19 protein-coding genes and 1 tRNA gene are annotated in these 20,283 nt (G+C 59.3%); 7 read left to right on the top strand and 13 right to left on the bottom strand.

Features of this window, described 5'->3' with window-relative positions; translation table 11 throughout:
* Window positions 1–68 precede the first annotated feature (68 nt).
* The gene (locus tag DL899_RS10540; RefSeq protein WP_111734312.1) at window positions 69–464 is read right to left on the bottom strand and encodes a DUF2958 domain-containing protein; all 396 of its coding nucleotides are present in this window, start codon (window positions 462–464) and stop codon (window positions 69–71) included.
* Window positions 461–1,423, bottom strand: coding sequence for an ArdC family protein (locus tag DL899_RS10535; RefSeq protein ID WP_111734311.1), 963 nt, complete (start codon window positions 1,421–1,423; stop codon window positions 461–463). Before DL899_RS10535 ends, DL899_RS10540 begins: the two co-directional genes overlap by 4 nt.
* Window positions 1,424–1,784: 361 nt before the next feature.
* Here DL899_RS10535 and DL899_RS10530 point away from each other — a divergent pair, with 361 nt between their 5' ends.
* The 4 genes from DL899_RS10530 to DL899_RS10515 all read left to right on the top strand — a co-directional run bounded on the left by DL899_RS10530 (window position 1,785) and on the right by DL899_RS10515 (window position 3,986).
* Window positions 1,785–2,102, top strand: a complete 318-nt coding sequence (locus tag DL899_RS10530) for an H-NS histone family protein (protein WP_111734310.1) — start codon at window positions 1,785–1,787, stop codon at window positions 2,100–2,102.
* A gap of 15 nt (window positions 2,103–2,117) precedes the next feature.
* On the top strand, window positions 2,118–2,735 hold the full coding sequence (locus tag DL899_RS10525; RefSeq protein WP_111734309.1) for a plasmid pRiA4b ORF-3 family protein: 618 nt from the start codon (window positions 2,118–2,120) through the stop codon (window positions 2,733–2,735).
* 257 nt (window positions 2,736–2,992) lie between these two features.
* A complete protein-coding gene (locus tag DL899_RS10520; RefSeq protein ID WP_111734308.1) occupies window positions 2,993–3,256 on the top strand; it encodes a pyocin activator PrtN family protein in 264 nt (87 codons plus the stop codon).
* A 136-nt stretch (window positions 3,257–3,392) separates the two neighbouring features.
* Window positions 3,393–3,986, top strand: a complete 594-nt coding sequence (locus tag DL899_RS10515) for a DUF6088 family protein (protein WP_111734307.1) — start codon at window positions 3,393–3,395, stop codon at window positions 3,984–3,986.
* Window positions 3,987–4,180: 194 nt separating this feature from the next.
* Here DL899_RS10515 and DL899_RS10505 read toward each other — a convergent pair whose 3' ends face one another.
* Genes DL899_RS10505 through DL899_RS10490 form a run of 4 tightly spaced genes read right to left on the bottom strand, consistent with a single transcriptional unit; the run spans window position 4,181 to window position 10,240 of the window.
* Complete coding sequence (locus DL899_RS10505) at window positions 4,181–5,161, bottom strand: PD-(D/E)XK motif protein (protein ID WP_111734306.1); 981 nt, start codon at window positions 5,159–5,161, stop codon at window positions 4,181–4,183.
* A gap of 6 nt (window positions 5,162–5,167) precedes the next feature.
* The gene (locus DL899_RS10500; RefSeq protein WP_111734305.1) at window positions 5,168–7,369 is read right to left on the bottom strand and encodes a Z1 domain-containing protein; all 2,202 of its coding nucleotides are present in this window, start codon (window positions 7,367–7,369) and stop codon (window positions 5,168–5,170) included.
* Window positions 7,362–8,936, bottom strand: a complete 1,575-nt coding sequence (locus DL899_RS10495) for an ATP-binding protein (RefSeq protein WP_111734304.1) — start codon at window positions 8,934–8,936, stop codon at window positions 7,362–7,364. Before DL899_RS10495 ends, DL899_RS10500 begins: the two co-directional genes overlap by 8 nt.
* On the bottom strand, window positions 8,936–10,240 hold the full coding sequence (locus DL899_RS10490) for a DNA cytosine methyltransferase (RefSeq protein ID WP_111734367.1): 1,305 nt from the start codon (window positions 10,238–10,240) through the stop codon (window positions 8,936–8,938). Before DL899_RS10490 ends, DL899_RS10495 begins: the two co-directional genes overlap by 1 nt.
* 605 nt (window positions 10,241–10,845) lie before the next feature.
* On the opposite strand from DL899_RS10490, the gene DL899_RS19390 reads away from it, so the two are divergent.
* The 3 genes from DL899_RS19390 to DL899_RS10475 all read left to right on the top strand — a co-directional run bounded on the left by DL899_RS19390 (window position 10,846) and on the right by DL899_RS10475 (window position 14,689).
* Window positions 10,846–12,549 (top strand): hypothetical protein, encoded by a 1,704-nt coding sequence (locus DL899_RS19390; protein ID WP_162685553.1) that lies wholly within the window; start codon window positions 10,846–10,848, stop codon window positions 12,547–12,549.
* 501 nt (window positions 12,550–13,050) lie between these two features.
* Window positions 13,051–13,383, top strand: a complete 333-nt coding sequence (locus DL899_RS10480; RefSeq protein ID WP_111734302.1) for a helix-turn-helix transcriptional regulator — start codon at window positions 13,051–13,053, stop codon at window positions 13,381–13,383.
* Window positions 13,370–14,689, top strand: coding sequence for a type II toxin-antitoxin system HipA family toxin (locus DL899_RS10475; protein ID WP_239494676.1), 1,320 nt, complete (start codon window positions 13,370–13,372; stop codon window positions 14,687–14,689). The genes DL899_RS10480 and DL899_RS10475 overlap by 14 nt, the downstream gene beginning before the upstream one ends.
* Window positions 14,690–14,986: 297 nt before the next feature.
* Here DL899_RS10475 and DL899_RS10470 read toward each other — a convergent pair.
* The 7 genes from DL899_RS10470 to sufC all read right to left on the bottom strand — a co-directional run bounded on the left by DL899_RS10470 (window position 14,987) and on the right by sufC (window position 20,190).
* A tRNA-Arg gene (locus tag DL899_RS10470) sits at window positions 14,987–15,063 on the bottom strand.
* 429 nt (window positions 15,064–15,492) lie between these two features.
* A complete protein-coding gene (locus DL899_RS20095) occupies window positions 15,493–15,627 on the bottom strand; it encodes a hypothetical protein (protein WP_275426792.1) in 135 nt (44 codons plus the stop codon).
* Window positions 15,628–15,845: 218 nt separating this feature from the next.
* A complete protein-coding gene (locus tag DL899_RS10465) occupies window positions 15,846–17,066 on the bottom strand; it encodes a cysteine desulfurase (protein ID WP_111734301.1) in 1,221 nt (406 codons plus the stop codon).
* Window position 17,067: 1 nt separating this feature from the next.
* The gene (locus DL899_RS10460; RefSeq protein ID WP_162685552.1) at window positions 17,068–17,670 is read right to left on the bottom strand and encodes a Yip1 family protein; all 603 of its coding nucleotides are present in this window, start codon (window positions 17,668–17,670) and stop codon (window positions 17,068–17,070) included.
* Window positions 17,667–18,152, bottom strand: coding sequence for a YIP1 family protein (locus tag DL899_RS10455; RefSeq protein WP_111734299.1), 486 nt, complete (start codon window positions 18,150–18,152; stop codon window positions 17,667–17,669). The genes DL899_RS10460 and DL899_RS10455 overlap by 4 nt, the downstream gene beginning before the upstream one ends.
* A complete protein-coding gene (locus DL899_RS10450; protein WP_111734298.1) occupies window positions 18,152–19,435 on the bottom strand; it encodes a SufB/SufD family protein in 1,284 nt (427 codons plus the stop codon). The genes DL899_RS10455 and DL899_RS10450 overlap by 1 nt, the downstream gene beginning before the upstream one ends.
* Window positions 19,435–20,190: a Fe-S cluster assembly ATPase SufC gene (gene sufC / locus DL899_RS10445; RefSeq protein ID WP_111734297.1), complete on the bottom strand. Its 756-nt coding sequence runs from the start codon at window positions 20,188–20,190 to the stop codon at window positions 19,435–19,437. The genes DL899_RS10450 and sufC overlap by 1 nt, the downstream gene beginning before the upstream one ends.
* Window positions 20,191–20,283 lie beyond the last annotated feature (93 nt).

The following is a 20,283-nucleotide window of genomic DNA, read 5'->3' as shown; positions in this document are numbered from 1 at the left end:
CACCGCGTCACGAGGAGAAGCGCCGCCCTCTTCCTGCGAAGAGAGCGGCGCCGAAGCTGCAGAACCCCTCAGGAACACGGGGGCTCCGTATCGGGGCGTGTCCCACCTGACAGGCGGCCCGAGCGATAGAGCAGGCGCTCGGCATCGCGAATGCTGCCGGTTTCGCGGGCGGCCTTGACCCAGACCGAGATCGGGAAATCCCCCGTGAACAGCAGATCCCGCTCGATGCCCATGCCGAAGGGCAGCCGAATGGAACGCAGTTCGTTAAGGCTCCAGGAGCCAAGCTCCGGGTAGCCAATGTCGGCCAGGCCAAACATGATGTCGCCGTCCTCGTCGAGCTCGGTCGCAAGCCAGACACCGGCGCCGAAGGGATTGAAGAATTTCACGACCGGAATGTGATCCTGATCGCGATCGCGGCCATTCGCCAGCAAACGGTCACGCTGTGTGTCGGTCAGGAGGATCATGCCGCGGCCCTCCCTTCCGTCGGGGTCTGCCGCTCAACATCGGTGCTGTCGTCGGGCAGATGGGCCAGCAGCCAGTCGGCCGCCTTGCTGGCCTGCGAGGCGGCGCGGACGATCGCGCGGGAATCCTCGCGCATCACCTCCAGCCAGGAGCCGATGTAATCGGCGTGGCGCACCGTCGGGATAATCCCGAGCGAGGCGCAACAGAACGCGCTCGAAATCTCGGCGATCAGTTCCTCGAAGGCGTATTTCTTCGTGCCGAAACCGCCCGAGAAGTCCCGCCCCAACCTTGAGGCATGTCCTGTCGCGTGCCCCATCTCGTGTAGCGCCGTGCGGTGCCAGTTGATCGGCTCGAAATAGGCCTGCGGAGGTGGCACCTGCACGTAATCGAGCGTGGGAACATAGAAGGCGCGGTTGCCACCGATCCGGAAGTCGATGCCGGTCGCGGCGATCAGTTCCTCGACCCGCGGCTCGATCAGCCCGGGCGGCGGTGGCGGCGCCTCGATGGCAATGTCTTCGGGCAGACCCTCGCATTGCGCCGCGTTGAACACGGTGAAGCGTTTCAGGAACGGGATGCTGTTTGCATCCTCCCCGGTCTCCCGGGCGCGGCGCTTTTCGTCGTCAGGCGTGAAACGGTCGGCATAGACGACGGTCGTTCCCCGCTCGCCCTTGCGGACATTGCCGCCAAGCGACAGCGCCTGGCGGAAGGTCAGCCAGTGCTGCGTTGGATAGCCCTGCTGGATGACCGCGCCCCAGAGGATCAGGACATTGATCCCGGAATATTGCCGACCTGTGCTGGCGTTGCACGGCATGGCGAGCGGCGCTTGCGCCGCCGCCGTCCCCCAGGGCTGGACCCAGGGCAGCCGGCCGTCCTCCAGCTCGGCGATGATCTTGTCGGTGATGTCGTCATAGAGGTTGGTGCGCGGGCCGCTCTTGCGGGCCGCGCGATGCTCTCTGGCCATCGGGATGATCTCCGCGACGGGCGCCGGAGGCCTCTCCTCCAGCCCTCAACCCGTCACGGAAAACCCGCCCGCACTTTCACTCTCGGGGGGCATTGCGGGGTCTCCCCGCTGATGGGGGTGTGTCGGCAACGCCAGTTCCGACCAGGGGGAAGGCTTTCTCCCAGACAATCCTCGTATTCAGCCGAGGCAGGCATAAAAGGGCAAAAGCCACCAACCGCGAGCCGCCAATCCCCGACGAGTTGTAATCCCCAGGATATCCGCGCTTATCTGACATGCAATCGCGGTGCATGCTTTCCAGCGCCAGACGCGTTTCTACCACAAGGCTCGGGCTCAAAGCCAACGGGCAATAAAAGAGGACCAAATGACGGATATCGATCTTAACGCCTTGTCGCTTCCCGAGCTGAAGCAGTTGCAAAAGAATGTTGCGAAGGCCATCGCGAGTTTCGAGGACCGTCGCAAGGCCGAGGCCCGCGCCCAGGTTGACGACTTGGCCCGCGAACTCGGTTTCAGTTTAGGCGAACTTGCGGAAGCCGCTCCCACCCGGAAACGCGCGGCGTCTGCGCCCAAGTACCGCCATCCGGAAAACGCCGAAATCACCTGGTCCGGCCGTGGGCGCAAACCGGCATGGATCGCCGAGGCGCTGGCTGCTGGAAAATCGCTCGAGGATTTTGCGATCTGATCGGGGAGACCTGCCTTGTACCAGCCCGCGAATGCCATCCGCCTGCATGTCTCTCTGGCGGAGATTGACCCGCCGATCTGGCGGCGACTTGTCGTGCCGTCGGACTGGACGCTCGACAGGCTGCATCTGGTGCTGCAGGCCGCGTTCAGCTGGACCGACAGCCATCTGCATGAGTTCTGGATCGGCGGGCTGCGCTATGGCGACCCCGATCAGCTTGAGGATGGCTTCGGCGGGCCGCAGACCTTCGACTACACCGGGGTCAGGCTGGCGGATTTCTCCGGCCAGGATCTGACCTTCACTTACCTCTACGACTTTGGCGATGACTGGACCCATGTGATCCGGATTGAGGAGTGGCTGTCCCTCGATCCCCTGCCCCGCCACGCAGAATGCACCGAAGGTGCCCGTGCCCGGCCGCCCGAGGACGTCGGTGGCCCCTGGTCCTATGCCGATTTCCTCAAGACCATCCGCGACCCGAACCATGAGGACCACAGCTCCAACCTTCGCTGGGCCGGCGGGCATTTCGATCCGGACTGGTTCGACATCGAGCTGGTCAACAGGGATCTGCGCAACACCTTCCGCAAGAACACCAGCCGACGCCTGCATCAGCCCAAACCAAAGCCTTCTGGTCGGTGAGCGCAGAGGGCTCGGCCCTCAAGGCGGTGCCGCGGGCCAGGATGACCCTCCTCCCGCCGGCATCACCGGTGTGGCAGCGCCCCCAGCGGGATGTCGGGTTGTCTGGGCCGCGAAAGGCGCACTTGTCTCGCGCCCTATCCAGTAGCGTTGTACGGCATCGGGGCTCCCGCCCGATTTGCGCGCCAAGCTATCCGCTTCCCCGCCTAACCGCTGCGCGCCCTTGTCCCAGCGATGCCATCGTGCTTCATTCCGGGATCATGAACACGGCGTTTCTCTTGATAGCGATGTATTCCGGGCGACCGATCATTCCCGCTGAGGATGTCGCCAGGGATTTTTTCGGTCTGAGTACCGAAAAGTTCATCCGCAAAGTCTCGGCTGGTTCCATCGCCCTGCCCCTAATCCGTATGGAAGCGTCGCAGAAATGCGCCAAAGGCGTCCATATCGACGATCTGGCCGAGTACCTGGACAAGAGGCGGGCTGCAGCGGTCAAGGAATGCCTTCAACTGCAGGGGCTGCGGTAAGCCTGCTCTTACAAGGAAAATCGACGAAAGGGAGCCTGAGATCCTTGGCCCGAAGCGACCACCCTCCTCACCACCTTCAACAGCACGGATTGAATTCTGTCAGAAAACTGCGTATATTTCTGACAGGAGAACGATCATGCAGCGCCTTGCCGAACAGATATTGACCCATGCAGAGGGACTTCCGGAAGGAGCGCCACTTGCCGCAAAGGGGCTGCTGCACCTCGGCAGCCGTGCCGGTGTGGATCAGGCCTTGTCGCGCCTCGCCGAGCGCAGCCAGCTGATCCGTGCCGGGCGCGGGGTTTACCTGCGACCAATCAAAAGCCGGTTTGGAACGCGCGCGCCGTCCGTGGAACAGGCCGTCGAGGCCCTCGCGGTGCAACGTGGCGAAGTCATCGTTCCAACCGGCGCCGCCGAAGCGAATGCACTCGGCCTGACCACGCAAGTGCCTGTTCGATCCGTGTACCTGACCTCGGGTCGCAGCCGCACGCTCTCATTGGGCAAACAACTCGTCGAACTGCGCCACGCCCCCCGATGGCAACTCGCCCTCGGGAAGAGGCCGGCAGGCAGTGCTGTTCGCGCCCTTGCCTGGCTCGGGCCGGAACAGGCGGAATCCGCGCTCAAATCACTGAAACAGAAACTGCCGGCAGCGGCCTTCGACGAATTGGTAACCGCTGCACCGCAATTCCCGACTTGGCTTGCACGCAGTGTCGGAAAGGCAGCGCATGCCTGAGCCCTTCCTGTCATTGTCGTCTGCAGACCGCAAGGAAGCCCGGGCCCTAACTGCAGATCGCTCCGGGCGGCCCGCGCACCTGCTCGAAAAGGACGACAGGGTTGTCTGGGCCCTCCAAACCTTCTTCAGTTCCGAGCTTGGTGAGCACCTCGTCTTCAAGGGCGGGTGATCCAGCGCTTCTCTGAAGATGTTGATCAAAATCTTCGGCCTCTTCGATAGCTGTCACCAAATGAAAGTATGGTGGCTGCTTCGCCAGATGGCAGGCTGGGTAGATCTGTCAGATCAAGGTCGAAGCGGACGTTCTCGATGGGATCGGCGTCACCGACCTGCGGTACTGGCAGCGACGCCGTATTGAAAATCGTCAGCGACGTGCCGTCAGGAAAGACGTTCAGCTTGATCGTGCTGCGGTATATATCCTGTCCGCCCTTGAGCACGCTTTGCTTCAAGAACGAAATACGCAACTCATCGTCGTCAATGTTTGCATATACATGGTCCATGAGTTCCGCAGCCGTTCGGCCAGAGTTGAGTTCGATGAGGGCGAGGGAAGCAACATAGACAGAGAAATCACTGCTCGGCCGCAACTGGTCCAGTGAAAATCGGTGTCTTCGGCGGCTGCGAAGGGTCGTCTTGGCTTCCAGGACGAAGTCGCGCGTCACGAAATCGTACTTCGCCATTTTGTGCCCGCACCAGCACCGAACCGCATGAGCGATGTTTGGTGCCTGCGACAAGATGTAGAGTTCGCCCCACAGCCCGAGAATGTCCGTATCGGAACTGGCTATCTGCTTGAATAGGTTAGCAAGCTCTAATATTTGGGCGGCAATGTCTTTGTTCACGTAAGGTGCACGGTCCTTGGGAAAGGTCTCCTCAAGAAGCCGAAGCAACATCCGCACGATGTCAGGGTCATTTTCGTTCAGCCGTATGACGCTGTACACGCCCGATGTGCCGTGCCCGTCGGGAGCCTCAATGACGCAATCCCTTGAGAACCGGGCGGAGACTGATCGCAGTTCGATGTCGCTCCTGACGTCGTCCCGCCGTGAACGGAAGAGCAACGACGGATAGGCGTCACCGTCGACCGAAAGCCAGAGCGATCCATCTGCACTCAAGGGCTCGCCGAAGAGCTGGTCGCACCCCTCTGGGAAGTCACCAAGCAGTTTCACGTAGGTTTCGAAGAGCACGCGATCCTACCTTTCGATCCAGACGCGCTCCATCAGATGATCAGGGACATGAACGGCGAGGATCGGCACGTCCCGTATCGTCCGTTTCTTGTCGGATGTCTGAATATCGTAGCGGTGCAGTTGGAAGGTGATCATTTCCGCAGAAACGAGCGCTCTAGCGCCGGGGTAATTGGTGGGGTCGTTCTTACCCTGGAAGAGGTTCTTGACCTTGGGCGGGCTGGTATCACCGAGTGAACGAACAGCCTCTACCCCCGACCATGGCCCAGAGAGCGCATAGAAGCTGCACGGCATGTCGGGCTCTTCGTTCGCCAAGCGCTCAAGTCCCAGTAGGAGCGCGGAATGCTGCAGGTTGTCATCCGGCCACTTATAGCGCAGTTGTCCGATCCGTGGCAGTAAATCAGCGAGTTTGATCGTGTCGCTGAAAGCTGGCACCTTTTGCTTTTCGTTCCAGCCCGCCTCGGCGTAGCCTTGGAAATCGAAGTCGGAAATGATGTCGTCCACCACTTCTCGGTTCTCTGCGACAATCTCTGAGTCATCGAAGGGATGGTCGGGAATGACCCAACCGCCGCGACCCTTAGACTGATACATTTCAAGTAGGATGACCGAGCTTCGCGTCGGTTTGAGGCTCTGATCTAGGAAATAGGTTCGCCGCCAATCTTTCAGGGTCTTCCCCTGTTGTAGGTGGTGCCTGATCGAGCCGCGAATAGACTCCTCATGCTTCACATAGTCGGTGAAGGCGTCGATGTTTTCAGCTGTCAGGTATATCCGGCAAAGCCCTAGATAACCTTTCTTGTAGCCAAAGAAACGTGCCCTTTGCTGGATGTTGTCTGCGTTTCCTACGCCCGTGGAGCGCGGCATGTAGCTGACAGTCAGACCTTCAACGGTGAAGCCCCTGTCGAGACCGATGCCGCCGACCAGAATCCAGCTATACTCGCCTTTCCAATCCACACTCGGAATGCGGTACTTCTCGCGGGTGTTCAACTCGACGACGGCGGTTTCTTCGATGGCATCGAACAGCACAGAAAGCACATCAGCGAATGCAAAGGGGGTGTTATAGGTATCCAGCAACTCCTTCGTGGAAAGCTCGAACGCCGCGATCAGATCACCATAGTCTTCGTGTTCCTCGTTCTGAAGGATGATCGACCAGTTCTCCTTGGTCTGCTTTATCCAGCGCGCGAACATCAGATGCTCGTCTTTCGGCACGGCCGGGTGAATCATCATGGAGCGATTGCGTCCCTTCTGATCCTCTTCTTCAAGCAAGCCGATGGCGACGCCGACAAAGTAGTGTCGCAAGGCTGCAAGCAAGCTTCTGGGCGGCTCTGTAGGCGGTTCGTTCTTGTCGGGCACGTCACCGGCGGGGATCGGCTCGATAAGCTTGCTTGCCCCTTCTACGAAAAATTCCTGACCACCCACATACTTGCTGCCCGGCGTAAGGACGCACCCGAAGTCAGGGGATAGCGTGTCGATCCGGCTGATCAGAAGCGGAGCCTGCGGCGTTGCTGTGTATGCCAAGTAGCTGTGATGCGGGAAGAGCTTCCGAAGCTCTAGGATTCGGGAATAGGTGGTGCTCTCCTCGTTCTGCTTGGCGCGCGTGTTGATGCCTGCCTGATCCCCTTCATCGTCAATGATGAGCGTCGGCACGTCACTGAGATCAGAGGCGGAGAGCAGCTTTGAAAGGCTGTCGAGGTGCTGGTGCTGCTTCATGGAGACGATGAGGATCGTTCGCGCGCGCGGGTTGCCGCGCCGCCACCTGGCGAGTTCCATATTGACGCGGTCGAGCTCGCTCTGCTGGAAGCCCTTCTGCTGTGTGGTGAACAGCTTCCATTCCCGCGTAGCATCAATGTCCAGATCGTCCTTCAAGCGGGCATGGGACTGCTCGACCAAGTTGTTCGTTGTCCCTGCCAGCAAGATAACCAGCCTGAATTGATTGTCTCTGGCTAGCGCCGCTAGCCCCGTGAACGAGAGAGTCTTGCCGCTTTGCACGTAGCCGATGACGAGGCCCGTGTTGACGTCTCCCGTTTTTGCCGGATCAACACATTGGGCAAGGATCGAGGTTGTTTCTTCGGATAGCCTGTCTTTCTCTTCCTGAGAAAGAGATGTGTTTGCACCCAGCATATCGCTGAAAGCGCTGCCCTGGATGGGGGACCATTTGCTGTTGGCAACTGCCGAGGACGGGGCGACCTTGATTATGCTTTTGCTTTCACCCATCCATCGCTCCCTTCGACATCTGGTTCCGCAATATCTCGTTGGTATAGCGACGGATTGCGGTCGGCTTCTTGTCAGCAAGTTCGGCGGCGACGACTTCGGCTAGCGCCATGGCCGCTGCGATGTTGAGGATTGCGGTAAAGCTGTCCGTGTCCATTGTCGGAAACTGCGCCATGAACGGGTGCAGCATCGCTACCCTGACTGTCACCCTGCGTGGTTCGGGGTCAGCGATCGAAGGGCGGTCCTGGATGGTCAGCCAGTCAGCATCATCGTCGGCGTAAGACAATTCCATGCCGACGATCCAACTCTGGCTCCGAAACCGCAGCTTGAACTCGGCCTGTTCCATGTCCCCGCTTTCGAGGTCAGGAAGCGCTTCATCTTCCGGCGGCGGAGGGGTGGGAACATCTTGCGGTGGGATGGGGGTATCGACATCTGCACTGGGCGTAGACAACGTCGCATCATTGAGATTGGCGGCCGTGGCGTTCAGCGCAGCGGCGGCATCCTTGCGCACCCCCTTTACGCTAGCCTTCGTTCGATGTTCGCGCGCTTGTTGCAACAGAGGGAACCCCTCTTCTGACAAGACCTTACGCAGTTTGCGCAGGAACTCGTCTTCGTTTTCCTCCCATTTGATGCCATCCTTGGTATGGGAGACGAAGAAACCTTTCAGATGAATTTCACCGAATATCCTCTGGTAGGGATAGGTGTTCGACCTGCCGAATATGTCTTCCGGCCGGTAGGCCTCGTCGGCACTGCCCATGATCAAGCGCTTGCGCCGGAAGAGCGCAAGACCCGCCAGCCTTGTATTGGCGGTCTCGCGGATGGCGACGAAGCCGCTGGCCGACTTACCGTCGCCCAGATCGAAGTCGATCTCTTTTTTCCAGGCAACGGGCTCACCGCTTGGATCACGGTAACTCGGCGCGGTCAGGATGGCCGGTTCATCGTAGGTCAGCTGTTCGCCATCGACGAAGAGCGCCAAAGACCCTTCGCGGATATAGACGCGGTAAATGCTGGACAGGTGTTCCTTGATCTTGTGGATCGTCTTGCCGCGCGGGAAGCGGCGGATATTTTCAAGGCGGACCTCGGTGTAGTGCTTTTCTTCGGCAACGCGCGTCGAGAGAACGTTGAGTTCCTCGATCCTGTCATGCACGATTTCGTCGATATCGAAGATGACCGTACGTTCGATGTTTTCGCCTAGTGCGCTCGAACGGACGCTCCAATTGGGCGCGAACCAGCAGGCGGCGCTCTTCATGCCCATACCGAACTCCGAGAGGCCAGAGGCGTTCGGGGGGATTTCGGCGGGGCGGAAGGCTCTTTGATAGTCTGTGGACGCGATGCCGGCGGCGTTATCCTTGATGGCAATCATGTTGCCGGCCACGTCAAAGTCGATGTCAACGCGGAGTTTGTACTGGGAGCCGTCGACAGCCTTAAGGGCCTTTTTGTTGTCGATGCTGCTTTGAATCGAGTTATCTACAAACTCCGCGAGAGCGAACCAGGATTTGTAGTTCAGGTGTGGGAGGACGGAGAGAACGTTGACCCCTGGTCGAATATTTACCGAACTTACATGCACCATTATTCTGCCGCGACCGCCAAACTATCGACTTCTTCGGAAGGCGTGCGGTTCATCAGGCAATCGAAAATGTGCCCGACGACCTCAACGTTGACCGCATTTCCAAACGCCTTGTAGGCACCGCCCTTTGAATCAGGCAGATGCTCAAGTGCGCCCATGCTCTGCAACCGGCTGCACTCGCGAGGCGTCATGTAGCGTTTGCGCCAAGCTACAATAGGCACCTGGCTGGTTGTCATGGCAATGAGCGAGGGAGCTGTGTCGGCCTTCTTGACGCGAATGCCGCTGGCTCGGAATTGAAGGATGTGGTTCCAGATGTTGCGCTCGGAGCCTTTGCAGTTCCACTCCAGCTTTTGAAAGCTGGGCGGGAAGTCCTTAATCTTCTCGATCCATCCATCAATCAGCGTTTTGTGCTGCGCGTAGAAATCCCGGTTTTTCTGTATGAAGTCGATCTTCCAGTCCGGGAATGCGTCCAATTCGGTGCGCGCGTAGCTAGGCAGCGCCTCTTTGACTTCGTCGGGGGACATTCCATCAAGCGGCTGGCCGAAGGTGCCCCTGAATCTGCCCATGCGCTTGTAGCCGCGCTTATGCGGCGTTGCTCCGTCCAGAGGGTAGTCGGCACCAAACTCCATCGCCCAGATCGGGAACGAAGGAAGGTCTTCTTCTTTCGGGAACGCTGCGACGAACTCCTGCCAGGCTTCGATATATTTGACGTGATTTTCGTTCAGAGCGTGGGCGTCGGGTGGATCGTTGTCGAGGATCGAATGAATCGAGATCTCGGGCAACTCTTTCGGCTTACGCCAGTCGAAGCCAGCGAGCCCTTGCCGGTCTCCGACGATGAAGGCGCGCTCCCGCTTCTGAGGGATGCCGAACATGTGGGGAGATAGCCGCTCGAACGAAATGTCGTAGCCCAAGCTCCGCAGTTGATTGCAGATGATCTCCCACGTCTCGCCGCCACGGTGACGCATAAGATTGGGAACGTTCTCGACGATGAAGTAGCGGGGCTGCTTCTTCTCAAGAATGTCAGCTACATAGTCAAAGAGGTTGCCCCATTGAGGGCACTCAAGGCCTTTTTGATCACCAGCTTTAGAAAACGGCTGACAGGGAAAACCCGCACAAAGAACGTCGTGATCAGGTATACTATCCAAATCGACGGCCCGAATGTCGCCAGCAGGACGAAGCCCAAAATTCTTTTCGTACAGCCCCGCAAGATGCGCGTTGAGCTCGGACGCAAAGACGCACTCTCCGCCGCGCAAGCTAAGAGCCTGATGGAACCCACCCAGGCCCGCAAATAAATCTATGAATTTCATGTGGTTATGTCTGGCCATCCATTTTCTTCACTCTACACGCATCCGACGAATGTTGCAAGAAAATGAAGCGGCACCGCACATGATATGGGTGGATGATTTTGCGTCAGCACAAGATCAGGTGAAACTCCCTGTCGGCAGGGCCTAAGGCGAGCAAGTACAGCTAGGCGTCTTGCTTGGTCCGGCGCCGGACCTGAGTGACTCTGATTGAACCGCTCTCGCCCCAGTGAGCCACCTGTCGACAAGCCAGCATGATCACACCTTGCGCAACTGGAGCACATAGATAAAGTTTAAACCGATTTGTACCGTGCTCGCTCAGCGCGCGGGATGAGGCAGTTCGACGAGAAGGATGGCAACCTTTGGGCCGTTCGGCTTTTTTGCCTAGCTACACCAAGGTGGACAGAAGCTGTCCGCAAGAGAGCAGGCAACAGCCATTGACCGGTCAGCACGATCTCTGCGGTCGCAGAAATGAAAACCACTGCTCACCGCCGACACCAGCGCGCACGAAATTTGGCGCCAAAGCATGGTTCTTTCGGCGCATTTGGGTATCCTTCTTTGATCCGATGATAATTTATGAACCACACTGATAGCTTTGCAGGTTCCACCGAATGAATGATACTCACGCCATCGCTTTAGCCTTGCTTGACAGGTCTATTCGGCAACAACGTTCATTCGTTAATCGATGGAACCAGCCCAAATCACCACTCTTATTCGAGCTCGTGCGCGCACTCGACAATCTATTTGTGGGCGACATGATGGCGCCGCCATCCGTTGAACTCTCCGAGACAGCAACGCGAAGCATTCAGAGTTTCGGAGTAAATTCGGCTTTGGCTATGATGGTTCCAGATGAATTGCGCATAGAGGACTTCACGCTTTTCCCAAGCCGGCCGCAAATACAACGCCAGGCCGACAATCTTCTCTTTCATTGCGGCATACTTCAGAGAGCACTGAAGTGCCGCCACGAGTTGTTTCACGACCTGTTAAATCCAACAGTTCGAAATTTCAAGAACCAGAGAGACAAAGCGATCGGGGTCCTCTTGGAACTTCATCCAAAGAGCGCCGAGTATAGATCTGAGCGTATCGCATACCGCAGCAGGGAGTGGTTGCAAGACCTGCAGTACCAAGCTGACAAGCCGATGGAAGAGGCACTAGAGAAGGAACACTACGCTATTCTGCCGGAGCTAGTCAAAAATGTAGAAAAATACCAAAACTGGGGCATAGCCTACCAAACCTCCCGAGAAATCGATGACTACTTCCTGGAATGGGGACGATTGTATTTGCGGCGAATGTGGGGGCAGGATTTGGTAGGCCTCGACGACCGCATTGGCCCCAGTCGATATAACGAGTATCTTGGCGTACTCGTCGGACTGGCCGGAAGAGCTCAGAAACATCTATGTTACGCTGCTATCCTGAGTAGACGCCACCCGGAACTAGATCACCGCAATTTGCTGACTACATTTGCTCCATATCATGATTTCCTTCATTCTTTGGCAAAACATCTCGACGCCGATCAACTTCAAATTCAACAAATTTGCGAGTCTCTAACACTGTCACCATTCAACAAGGCCACCCACACCGTTTCCGGTGATACGGCCTGGGCGCCACTGATTAGATCCTCCCAAGCGCATATCATCCTGCCACTTTTCGGCTTGGAGCACTCACCGTTTAGGTTCTTGCTTCGCGACCTTAAGGCAAATTTCGCAAGCGACTGGTTTTCGGCTGCCAATCGTCGAGAGAGGCGCTGGCAATCCGAACTCGAAGATTTATTTAGCTCAAGGCGATGGAGGGTCGCAGCTAGGGGAGTAAATCTCAAGCACGACGGGCGCATCCTTACCGACATAGATTTTCTTGTATTTGATGAGCAGAAAAACGCAGCTTTATTGTTTCAGTTGAAATGGCAAGATCCCGTCGGCTTGGACGATAAAGCCAAGTCTAGTGCGGCCCGCAATTTTGAACGTGAGGGCAACAGGTGGGTAGAAGCTACTAGCAGATGGTTGGAAACATATGGCCCTGAAGAACTCGGCACTCGAACAGGAACTCGCCTAAATTCAGAGACAGGCATCCTGCTAATCGTAATAGGTCGCTATACCGGGCCCCTCTTTTCAGCCGACGGCTTAGATCAACGATCCTGCTGGACGGACTGGGCGACCTTTCTCCAATCGATTTCTTCTGGCTCGCTAAGTTCGCTCGATCAACTGTGCCAAGATCTTAATCGACGTCAACAAGCTGTTGCCGACCCATCCTATGATGAATCTTATGCCTTTCCCATCGGGAAGCTAACGGTAGCTTTCGGGATGTCACTGCAGGACTGAGATACTGCTGCTGTTTCACCTCACGCGCCAGCAGTTCGCACTCTTGTCTTCAAGCGTGCGCTTCGGCCCCTTAGTAACGTTGCCTCGCATTTCCAGCGAGCTTTACGCTTGTCCCCCGTGTAGGATGTCCACCAGTCCTCCTTCAACGGCAGCAGCTCGTCGCTGCCTTCCCAGTATCGCTGCGACGGCCTTGCCGCACCGAGGTCAGGCACCTTTCCGCCCGTTGTGACAGAGCCTCGACCCCACCGGAACCGTGGAGCGTCCGACGCTTCCAGCCCTTAGCCTATTCCACGGATTGGTTTCACTGTGATCAGAGCTTGAGTGCGTCGCCTGTAGCTGATCTTCCCCAGAAATGAGCATCTAAAGACCCGCACGTAAGCCTTCAGGATCTTAACTTACCCACTCCCTTGACAATTCAGGTCTGCGCTGTACGCTATGGGCACCCAAAGGCCCGCGATGGCGTCTTATGGATATTAAATCACTCATATTGATGGGTTTACCATGAGAGTAACACGCAGCTACTCCCGAGCAACAAAGCAGACGCTTGCCCTCCTCGGCAAGCTAATAAAGGCTGGCCGGCTGGAGCGTGGCCTCACGGCCGAGGATCTGTCCGAACGGGCTGGGATCACCCGCAAGACGCTTCGCAAGATCGAAAATGGAGAGGCCGGCTCCGAGATCGGCATCGTCTTCGAAGTCGCAGCGCTGGTGGGTGTTCGACTGTTTGACCTCGATGATCGCAGCCTGCAAATGCACAATACCCGGCTCGACGAGAAGCTAACCTTGCTTCCGAAAAGCGTCCGCCATCGCAAGCAAGAGGTCGATGATGACTTCTAAGCTGAAGCAACACGATGACGCCTTTGTCTGGATTTGGCTGCCCGGAGAAACGGAGCCCGTCGTGGCTGGACGTCTCACAAAGAACGGGGATCAATTCGCCTTCAACTACGGTGCCAGCTACCTGAACCGTGCGGGCGCGATCCCGATCTACGAACCCGAGCTTCCGCTCGAGCGCGGCTTGATCGAACCCGCCCCTGGCCTGTCTATGGCAAGCTCCATTCGGGACGGCTCACCAGACGCCTGGGGCCGCAGGGTCATCATCAATCGCCTGGTTGGCGCCAAAGCCGCAGAGGCAGAAGCCCGCGAGATCAGCGAACTCACATACTTGCTGGAGTCGGGTTCGGACCGGATCGGCGCACTCGATTTTCAGCACTCCGCCACAGAGTTTATCCCGCGCCTAAAGGCCGAGGCGACCTATGAGGAGTTGCTCGAAGCGGCCGAGCGGATCGAAAAAGGCATCCCGCTCACGCCCGCGCTCGATCAGGCTTTGAACCACGGCACGTCGATTGGTGGTGCCCGCCCGAAGGCCCTGATTGACAATGGCGACCATAAGATGATCGCCAAATTCTCCTCGAGCACGGACCTCTACAGCGTCGTCAAGGCGGAGTTCGTCGCCATGAGGCTGGCAGCGGCCTGCGGGCTCACCGTCGCCCCTGTCTCGATGATTGCGGCGGGCGGCAAGGATGTGCTGCTGATCGAACGGTTCGATCGCATCAAAGTCGAGCAAGGCTGGCAGCGCAAGGCAATGGTTTCGGCTCTGACCATGCTAGGTCTCGACGAAATGATGGCGCGCTATGCCTCTTACGAAGACCTCGCCGAGATCATTCGCCACCGCTTCGCAGAGCCGAAGGAAACGCTCCGAGAGCTTTATGGTCGCATAGTATTCAACATCCTATGCGGCAACACCGACGACCATGCGCGCAACCATGCAGCCTTCTGGGATGGGAAGAGGCTCACCCTCACCCCTGCCTACGACATCTGCCCACAGGGCAGAACCGGCAACGAGGCGACGCAGGCGATGCTGATCAAGGGAGAGAACCGCATGAGCACGCTCCGAAGCTGTCTCGACGCGGCCCCTGATTTCTTGATCAAGGAGGATGACGCCAAGGCCATCATAGGGGACCAACTGACAACGCTGGCAGCCGAATGGGCCGGGGTCTGTGAAGACGCCAAACTGAACGAGACCGACCGGAATCTCTTTGCAGGTCGGCAATTTTTGAACAGCTACTGTGTCGAGGACTTAGACGTTGATCATGAAGACCTACGTGAGCGGTTTGAGGCGGCACGCGCCCAGCTTGCTGGCTAACACCCGTGAGCCAACATTGAGAGTCGGATACTGCTGATGCGGACCACGGTGCTCCTGGCGAACGGAGGCGCTTCAGCGATAGGTATCAGAGGTTCTCGCCCCGGCCCTTGATCCGATGTGGGAACAGATCCCCTCCTCGGTCTCGACCCGCATTGCTCGACGATATCGCGAGCCTTCCCAACCGCACCCTGAGTTTTGCCGCCAACCTTTGGTGAAGCCCGCCTACTTTAGGCCATGACGCGCATGTGCCCAATCGTGGGAACAGACCACGCCAATGCCCTGGAATTTCGAGGTTTATGGCGCACCCATCAGGATTCGAACCTGAGGCCTTCGCCTTCGGAGGGCGACGCTCTATCCAGCTGAGCTATGGGTGCGCAGTAGAACCGTCAGGCCCTGACTGCTTACGCAGTGCTTACGCGACTTCTCCGGCCTTTAAATCGAAAAACGATCTGCTCGGCAAGAGCTTGGTATCACGTATCTTTCTTAGTCCTCTTCATCACGGCATCCCCTTGACATCAGCCTTCGGAGGGCAGCGCTCTATCCAGCTGAGCTATGGGTGCGTCGCCGGGCGGTATAGCCGTGCCCCGTTGCACGCGCAATCGGGAAATTCACGCCCTGCGCCGCTGTCCGGCGACAGATTGCACCCTCAGGCCCGAGCCGCCAAGAACCTACCGGTCGCTTGGCCGGTCGCTTATCAAGGGTCACGCAACAGGTAAGAGGCCGCAACCCGTAACCGGTTTGCGGCCTCTTGATCTTGTCTTGCACCTGCCGTTACTGGCCGATGGGTCAAATTGACCCGTCGATCAGACCGGGTTGCCGTATTTGTCGTAAACCGGCTCCGGAACGACGATCGGTGCTTCCTGCTGCTGTTGCTGCTGCGCACAGGCGACAGCACCAAAACCAATTGCCAGCAGAGTGATAAGCTTGATCACTTTCATTAGGGCAGCTCCTTTCGCATTAAACACGGTGGATAAAACAACGAATTGAATCCGTTGTCGACCGTCTTTTCACACTAGCGTGACGAAATACCAATAGCCATAGCAAGAGTTTCCCGGGTGTTGCCGAGTTGACGCACCTTGACCGCATTCAGGCCGTTTTCTGGCCGGAATCCGCCCCCGAATCCATGTCCGCACCCGAGTTTCCGCGCGTGTCCGCCTCAGGCGAACAGGTCGTGCGCCAGTTCCAGCGCCTCGACCAGCGTGTCGATTTCGGCCTCGGTATTGTAAAGCCCCATCGAGGCGCGACAGGTTGCCGTAACCCCAAGATGGTCCATCAGCGGCCCGGCGCAATGATGCCCCGCGCGCACCGCCACGCCCTTTTTGTCGAGAATGGTCGAAATGTCGTGCGCATGCGCCGCCCCGTCCAGCGTGAACGAAAAGATCGCCGCCATGTCGGGCGCGGTGCCCTGCAGGTTCAGCCAGTTCAGCCCCGACAACCGCTCTACCGCGTAATCGCGCAGCCGGTCCTCGTGGGCGGCGATGTTGTCCATGCCCAGATCCATCAGGTATTCCAGCGCTGCCCCCAGCCCGATCGCCTGGACGATCCCGGGGGTGCCCGCCTCGAACTTCATCGGCGGGTCGGCATAGGTGACGCAATCCTTGTGAACCTCGCGGATCATGTCGCCGCCCCCCATGAAGGGGCGCATCTCGGCCAGCCGTTCATTGCGCACGAAGATCGCGCCCGACCCGGACGGGCCATAGAGCTTGTGCCCGGTGATGACGTAGAAGTCACAGCCCATGTCATCGAGGTTCTGCGCCGCGTGCACCGCGCCCTGGCTGCCATCAACCAGCACCGGCACGCCCTTTTCGCGCGCGGCGTGACAGAGCGCGCGGACATCGACACGCGTGCCCAGCACGTTGGAAAGCTGGGTGATGGCGACAAGACGGGTCCTGGGGCCGATTGCGTCGATCACCTTGCCGGCGTCCAGGCTGCCATCGGGTTCGGTATCGACCCATTTCAGCACCACGCCGCAGCGTTCGCGCAGGAAATGCCAGGGCACGATGTTGGCGTGATGCTCCATCACCGATAGCAGGATCTCGTCACCGGCCTGCAAATGCGGCATCGCCCAGGAATAGGCCACCATGTTGATGCCTTCGGTGGTCCCGGAATTGAGGATGATCTGGCGTTCATCCGCCACGCCGAGGAACCGCGCGATGATGCCGCGCACGGCCTCGTATTTCTCGGTGGCGATGTTGGACAGCGTGTGCAGGCCGCGATGGACGTTGGCATATTCGTCGCTATAGGCGCGCGTCACGGCGTCGATCACGACGCGCGGCTTCTGCGCCGAGGCACCATTGTCGAGATAGACCAGCGGCTTGCCGTTCACCTGTCGACTCAGGATCGGGAAATCGGCCCGCACCCGGTTCACATCCAGCATTTCAGCCTCCTCCCATCGAAAGCCCGCCGAGCACGGCAGAAAACAGCGTTATGCCCACGGAAAACGCGACGACCGCCGCCAGGCAAACCCCAAGCGCCTTGAATATGTTGTCAAAACGGTTGGCGGCATCAACCAGGGCGACAGTGGCCCACAGGCCCCAGGCCAGCGCCATCAGCGTCAGCACCCCGCCCGCAACGGGCACGATCAATCCAGCCACGAACAGCACCGCCGCCAGAACCAGCGATACGAACTGCAACCAGATCATAACCGCCAGCATGTCGCCCAGCGTGCCCTGCCCGCCAAACATCCGCCCGATCCAGTGCAGAACGAAGACCGACATCACCGCCTGCCCCCAGTTGATCACCGCAAAGATCAGCGGCGAGTGATAGGCCGGCGACATCCGGATCGCGTCCCCCATCGCGCCCGGCGGCAGCGGCGCACCGTGAAAGACCCCCGACACCATCAGCGACAGCAAAATCGCCATCAGCATCAGGGCCATCCACAGCCCCTGCAACGGCAGGCCAAGGGCGATCACCTCGCGCCCGGCCTGGCGCGGGTTGGTCATGGTGATGCGCAACAGATATTTGAGGTACGCGGCGTTCATCGTTCTCCCCATCCGGCCTCGCGTAGGGCCGAAATCCAGAACCACAGGAATACCGCCAGCCACAACGCACCGACCCCGGTCAGCCCCGGCCCCGGGCCGATAAAACCCGCCACCAGCCCGTTGAGTAACATCAGCGGGCTGGCCGCCAGCCACGACCAGAAAAGCGCCAGCCGCGCGGCAAAGGCATCATCCGTCCCGCCCAGCGCCCGCAGCACGAGGTGGCTGACGAATGCCAGGGCATAGAATATCAGCGGCGCGATAAAGAGCCACGCCATCAGCGCGCCGGCCATCTCAGAGTAAAGGTCCTGTTCGTTCAGATGCGCCTCGCGCGCCAGCCGGGGCCATTGCGAGATAAAGGTCACGGCGCAGCCCGACATCAGGATCGCCAGCGCCCGGCCTTCGTTCGGGCCCAACGCCAGCAGGCGGCGCATCACCATTCGCGGCCTCCGGTAGGAGGCCATGATATCGGTTGTGACCGGCATCAGTCCCGCCGGCGTGTCAGCCACGCGTCGAGGCGCGCTACCAGCTCTTCGCGCAGGGTCACGTCCTCAACCTCTTCGACGGCCTCGGCCAGAAAGGCCAGCGTCAGCAGGTCGGTGGCGATGCCATGCGGCACCCCCCGCGCACGCAGATAGAACAGCGCGTCCTCGTCGATCGCCCCGCTGGTCGAGCCGTGCGAACAGGCCACGTCATCGGCATAGATTTCCAGCTCGGGCTTGGCGTCGAACTCACTGTCGTCGTCCAGCATCAACGACTGGCTGATCTGGTAGCCGTCGGTCTTTTGCGCGCCGGACTTGACCAGGATCTTGCCCTGAAAGACGCCCCGCGCGCCGTTGCGCAGCACCTTCTTGAACACCTGGCGGCTTTCGCAGCCGACGGCGTCATGGGTGACGAAAACGGTGTCGTCATGCAGGAAATCACCGTCGCCCACGCAGGCCCCGGCGATATGTGCGATGCCGCCGTCACCCAGGAATTCGACCACGCATTCGTTGCGCGTCAGCACCCCGTTGACGGTCAGCGAGAACGACTTGAAGACGCTCTCGGCCCCCAGCCGCGCGAACAAATGCGTCACCGCGCGGCGTTGATGGTCGCGCCCCTGGGCGCGCACATGGTGCAGCGTGCCGCCATCGGCGATGTCGATTTCGATGCACTTGTTGAACCGCGCCGCCGCCGGCCCGTTTTCCAGAATCGTCGCCACCGCGCCGCTTTCCACCCGCACGACATGGTGCAGGAAAACGTCCGCCGCCTCGTCGACATGCATGTAGATCAGGTTGATCGGCTTGGACGGCTTGCCCGTCACGCGGATGGTGACCCCGTCGCCGGCATAGGCGGTATTGAGCGCCGCAAGCGGCCGCGCGACCGGTGTCTGGCCGCGCGCCTCCAGCGTGCCGTACAGGTCTTCGGCCCAGTGTTCCTTGGTGCAGCAGACATCCTCCAGCCGGTCGATCTCGACCCCTTCGAGGCTCAGATCATCCGATCTATCCGGGTCGAAGATGCCATCGACAAAGACGATCTTCAGCCGGTCTCCGCCGTCAAACACCGGCGGCTCGTCATCCTCGAACACCGCCGCGGCGGGGGCCTGTGGCTGTATCAGCGTGTCGGGGCGGGTGTATTTCCAGTACTCGTCGCGCGCCTGCGGCAGCCCCATGGCCCGCACCCTGCCCAGCGCCGCCTCGCGTGCGCGGGCGGTGCAGCCCACATCGGGCACCTCCATTGTCGCAAGCCGTTCCTCGGTGGCCGAAACCCTGGGATCGTCCAAAGCCATCACGCCACCTCTTCAAGGATGTCGGCATAGCCGTTCTCTTCGACCTCGAGCGCCAGTTCGGGGCCGCCGGTCTTGATGATGCGGCCATTGGCCATGATGTGCACCACGTCCGGCTTGATGTGGTTCAGCAGCCGCTGGTAGTGGGTAATCACAAGGAACGCACGCTTGCCGTCACGCAGCGCGTTCACTCCGTCGGCGACCAGCTTCATCGCGTCGACGTCCAGCCCGGAATCGGTTTCGTCGAGGATGCACATCTGCGGTTCCAGCACCGCCATCTGCAGGATCTCGTTACGCTTCTTCTCGCCGCCGGAAAACCCGACATTGACCGGCCGCTTCAGCATGTCGGCGTCGATCTTGAGCGTGCGGGCCTTTTCGCGCACCATCTTGAGGAAATCCGTCGCGCTCATCTCTTTCTCGCCGCGCGCCTTGCGCTGGGAATTCAGCGCCGTGCGCAGAAAGGTCATGTTGCCCACGCCGGGGATTTCCACCGGGTACTGAAACGCCAGGAACAGCCCCGCCGCGGCGCGTTCCTCTGTCTCCATGTCCAGGATGTCGCGGCCTTCCAGCGTCGCGCCGCCCTGCGTCACCTTATAGCCGTCGCGCCCCGCCAGAACATAGCTGAGCGTCGATTTTCCAGACCCGTTTGGCCCCATGATCGCATGCACCGAACCCGGTTCCACCGAGAGGGTCACCCCCTTGAGGATGGTCTTGTCTTCGTCTTCAAGATCGACGTGCAGATTGTTGATTTCCAACATTTCTCAGATTCTCCAGAATTCCTGCCGCCCGCCCGTGGCTGCCGCGGCGTCCAACCCTTTGTCCGTTTCCATCCCGCCCTTGGGCGCGCGGCG

The sequence above is a fragment of the Roseovarius amoyensis genome (genome assembly GCF_003260265.1).
GTDB classification, from domain to species: Bacteria; Pseudomonadota; Alphaproteobacteria; order Rhodobacterales; family Rhodobacteraceae; genus Roseovarius; species Roseovarius amoyensis.
The sequence above is the reverse complement of the archived record's forward strand: the minus strand, read 5'-3'. Positions and strand labels throughout refer to the sequence as shown.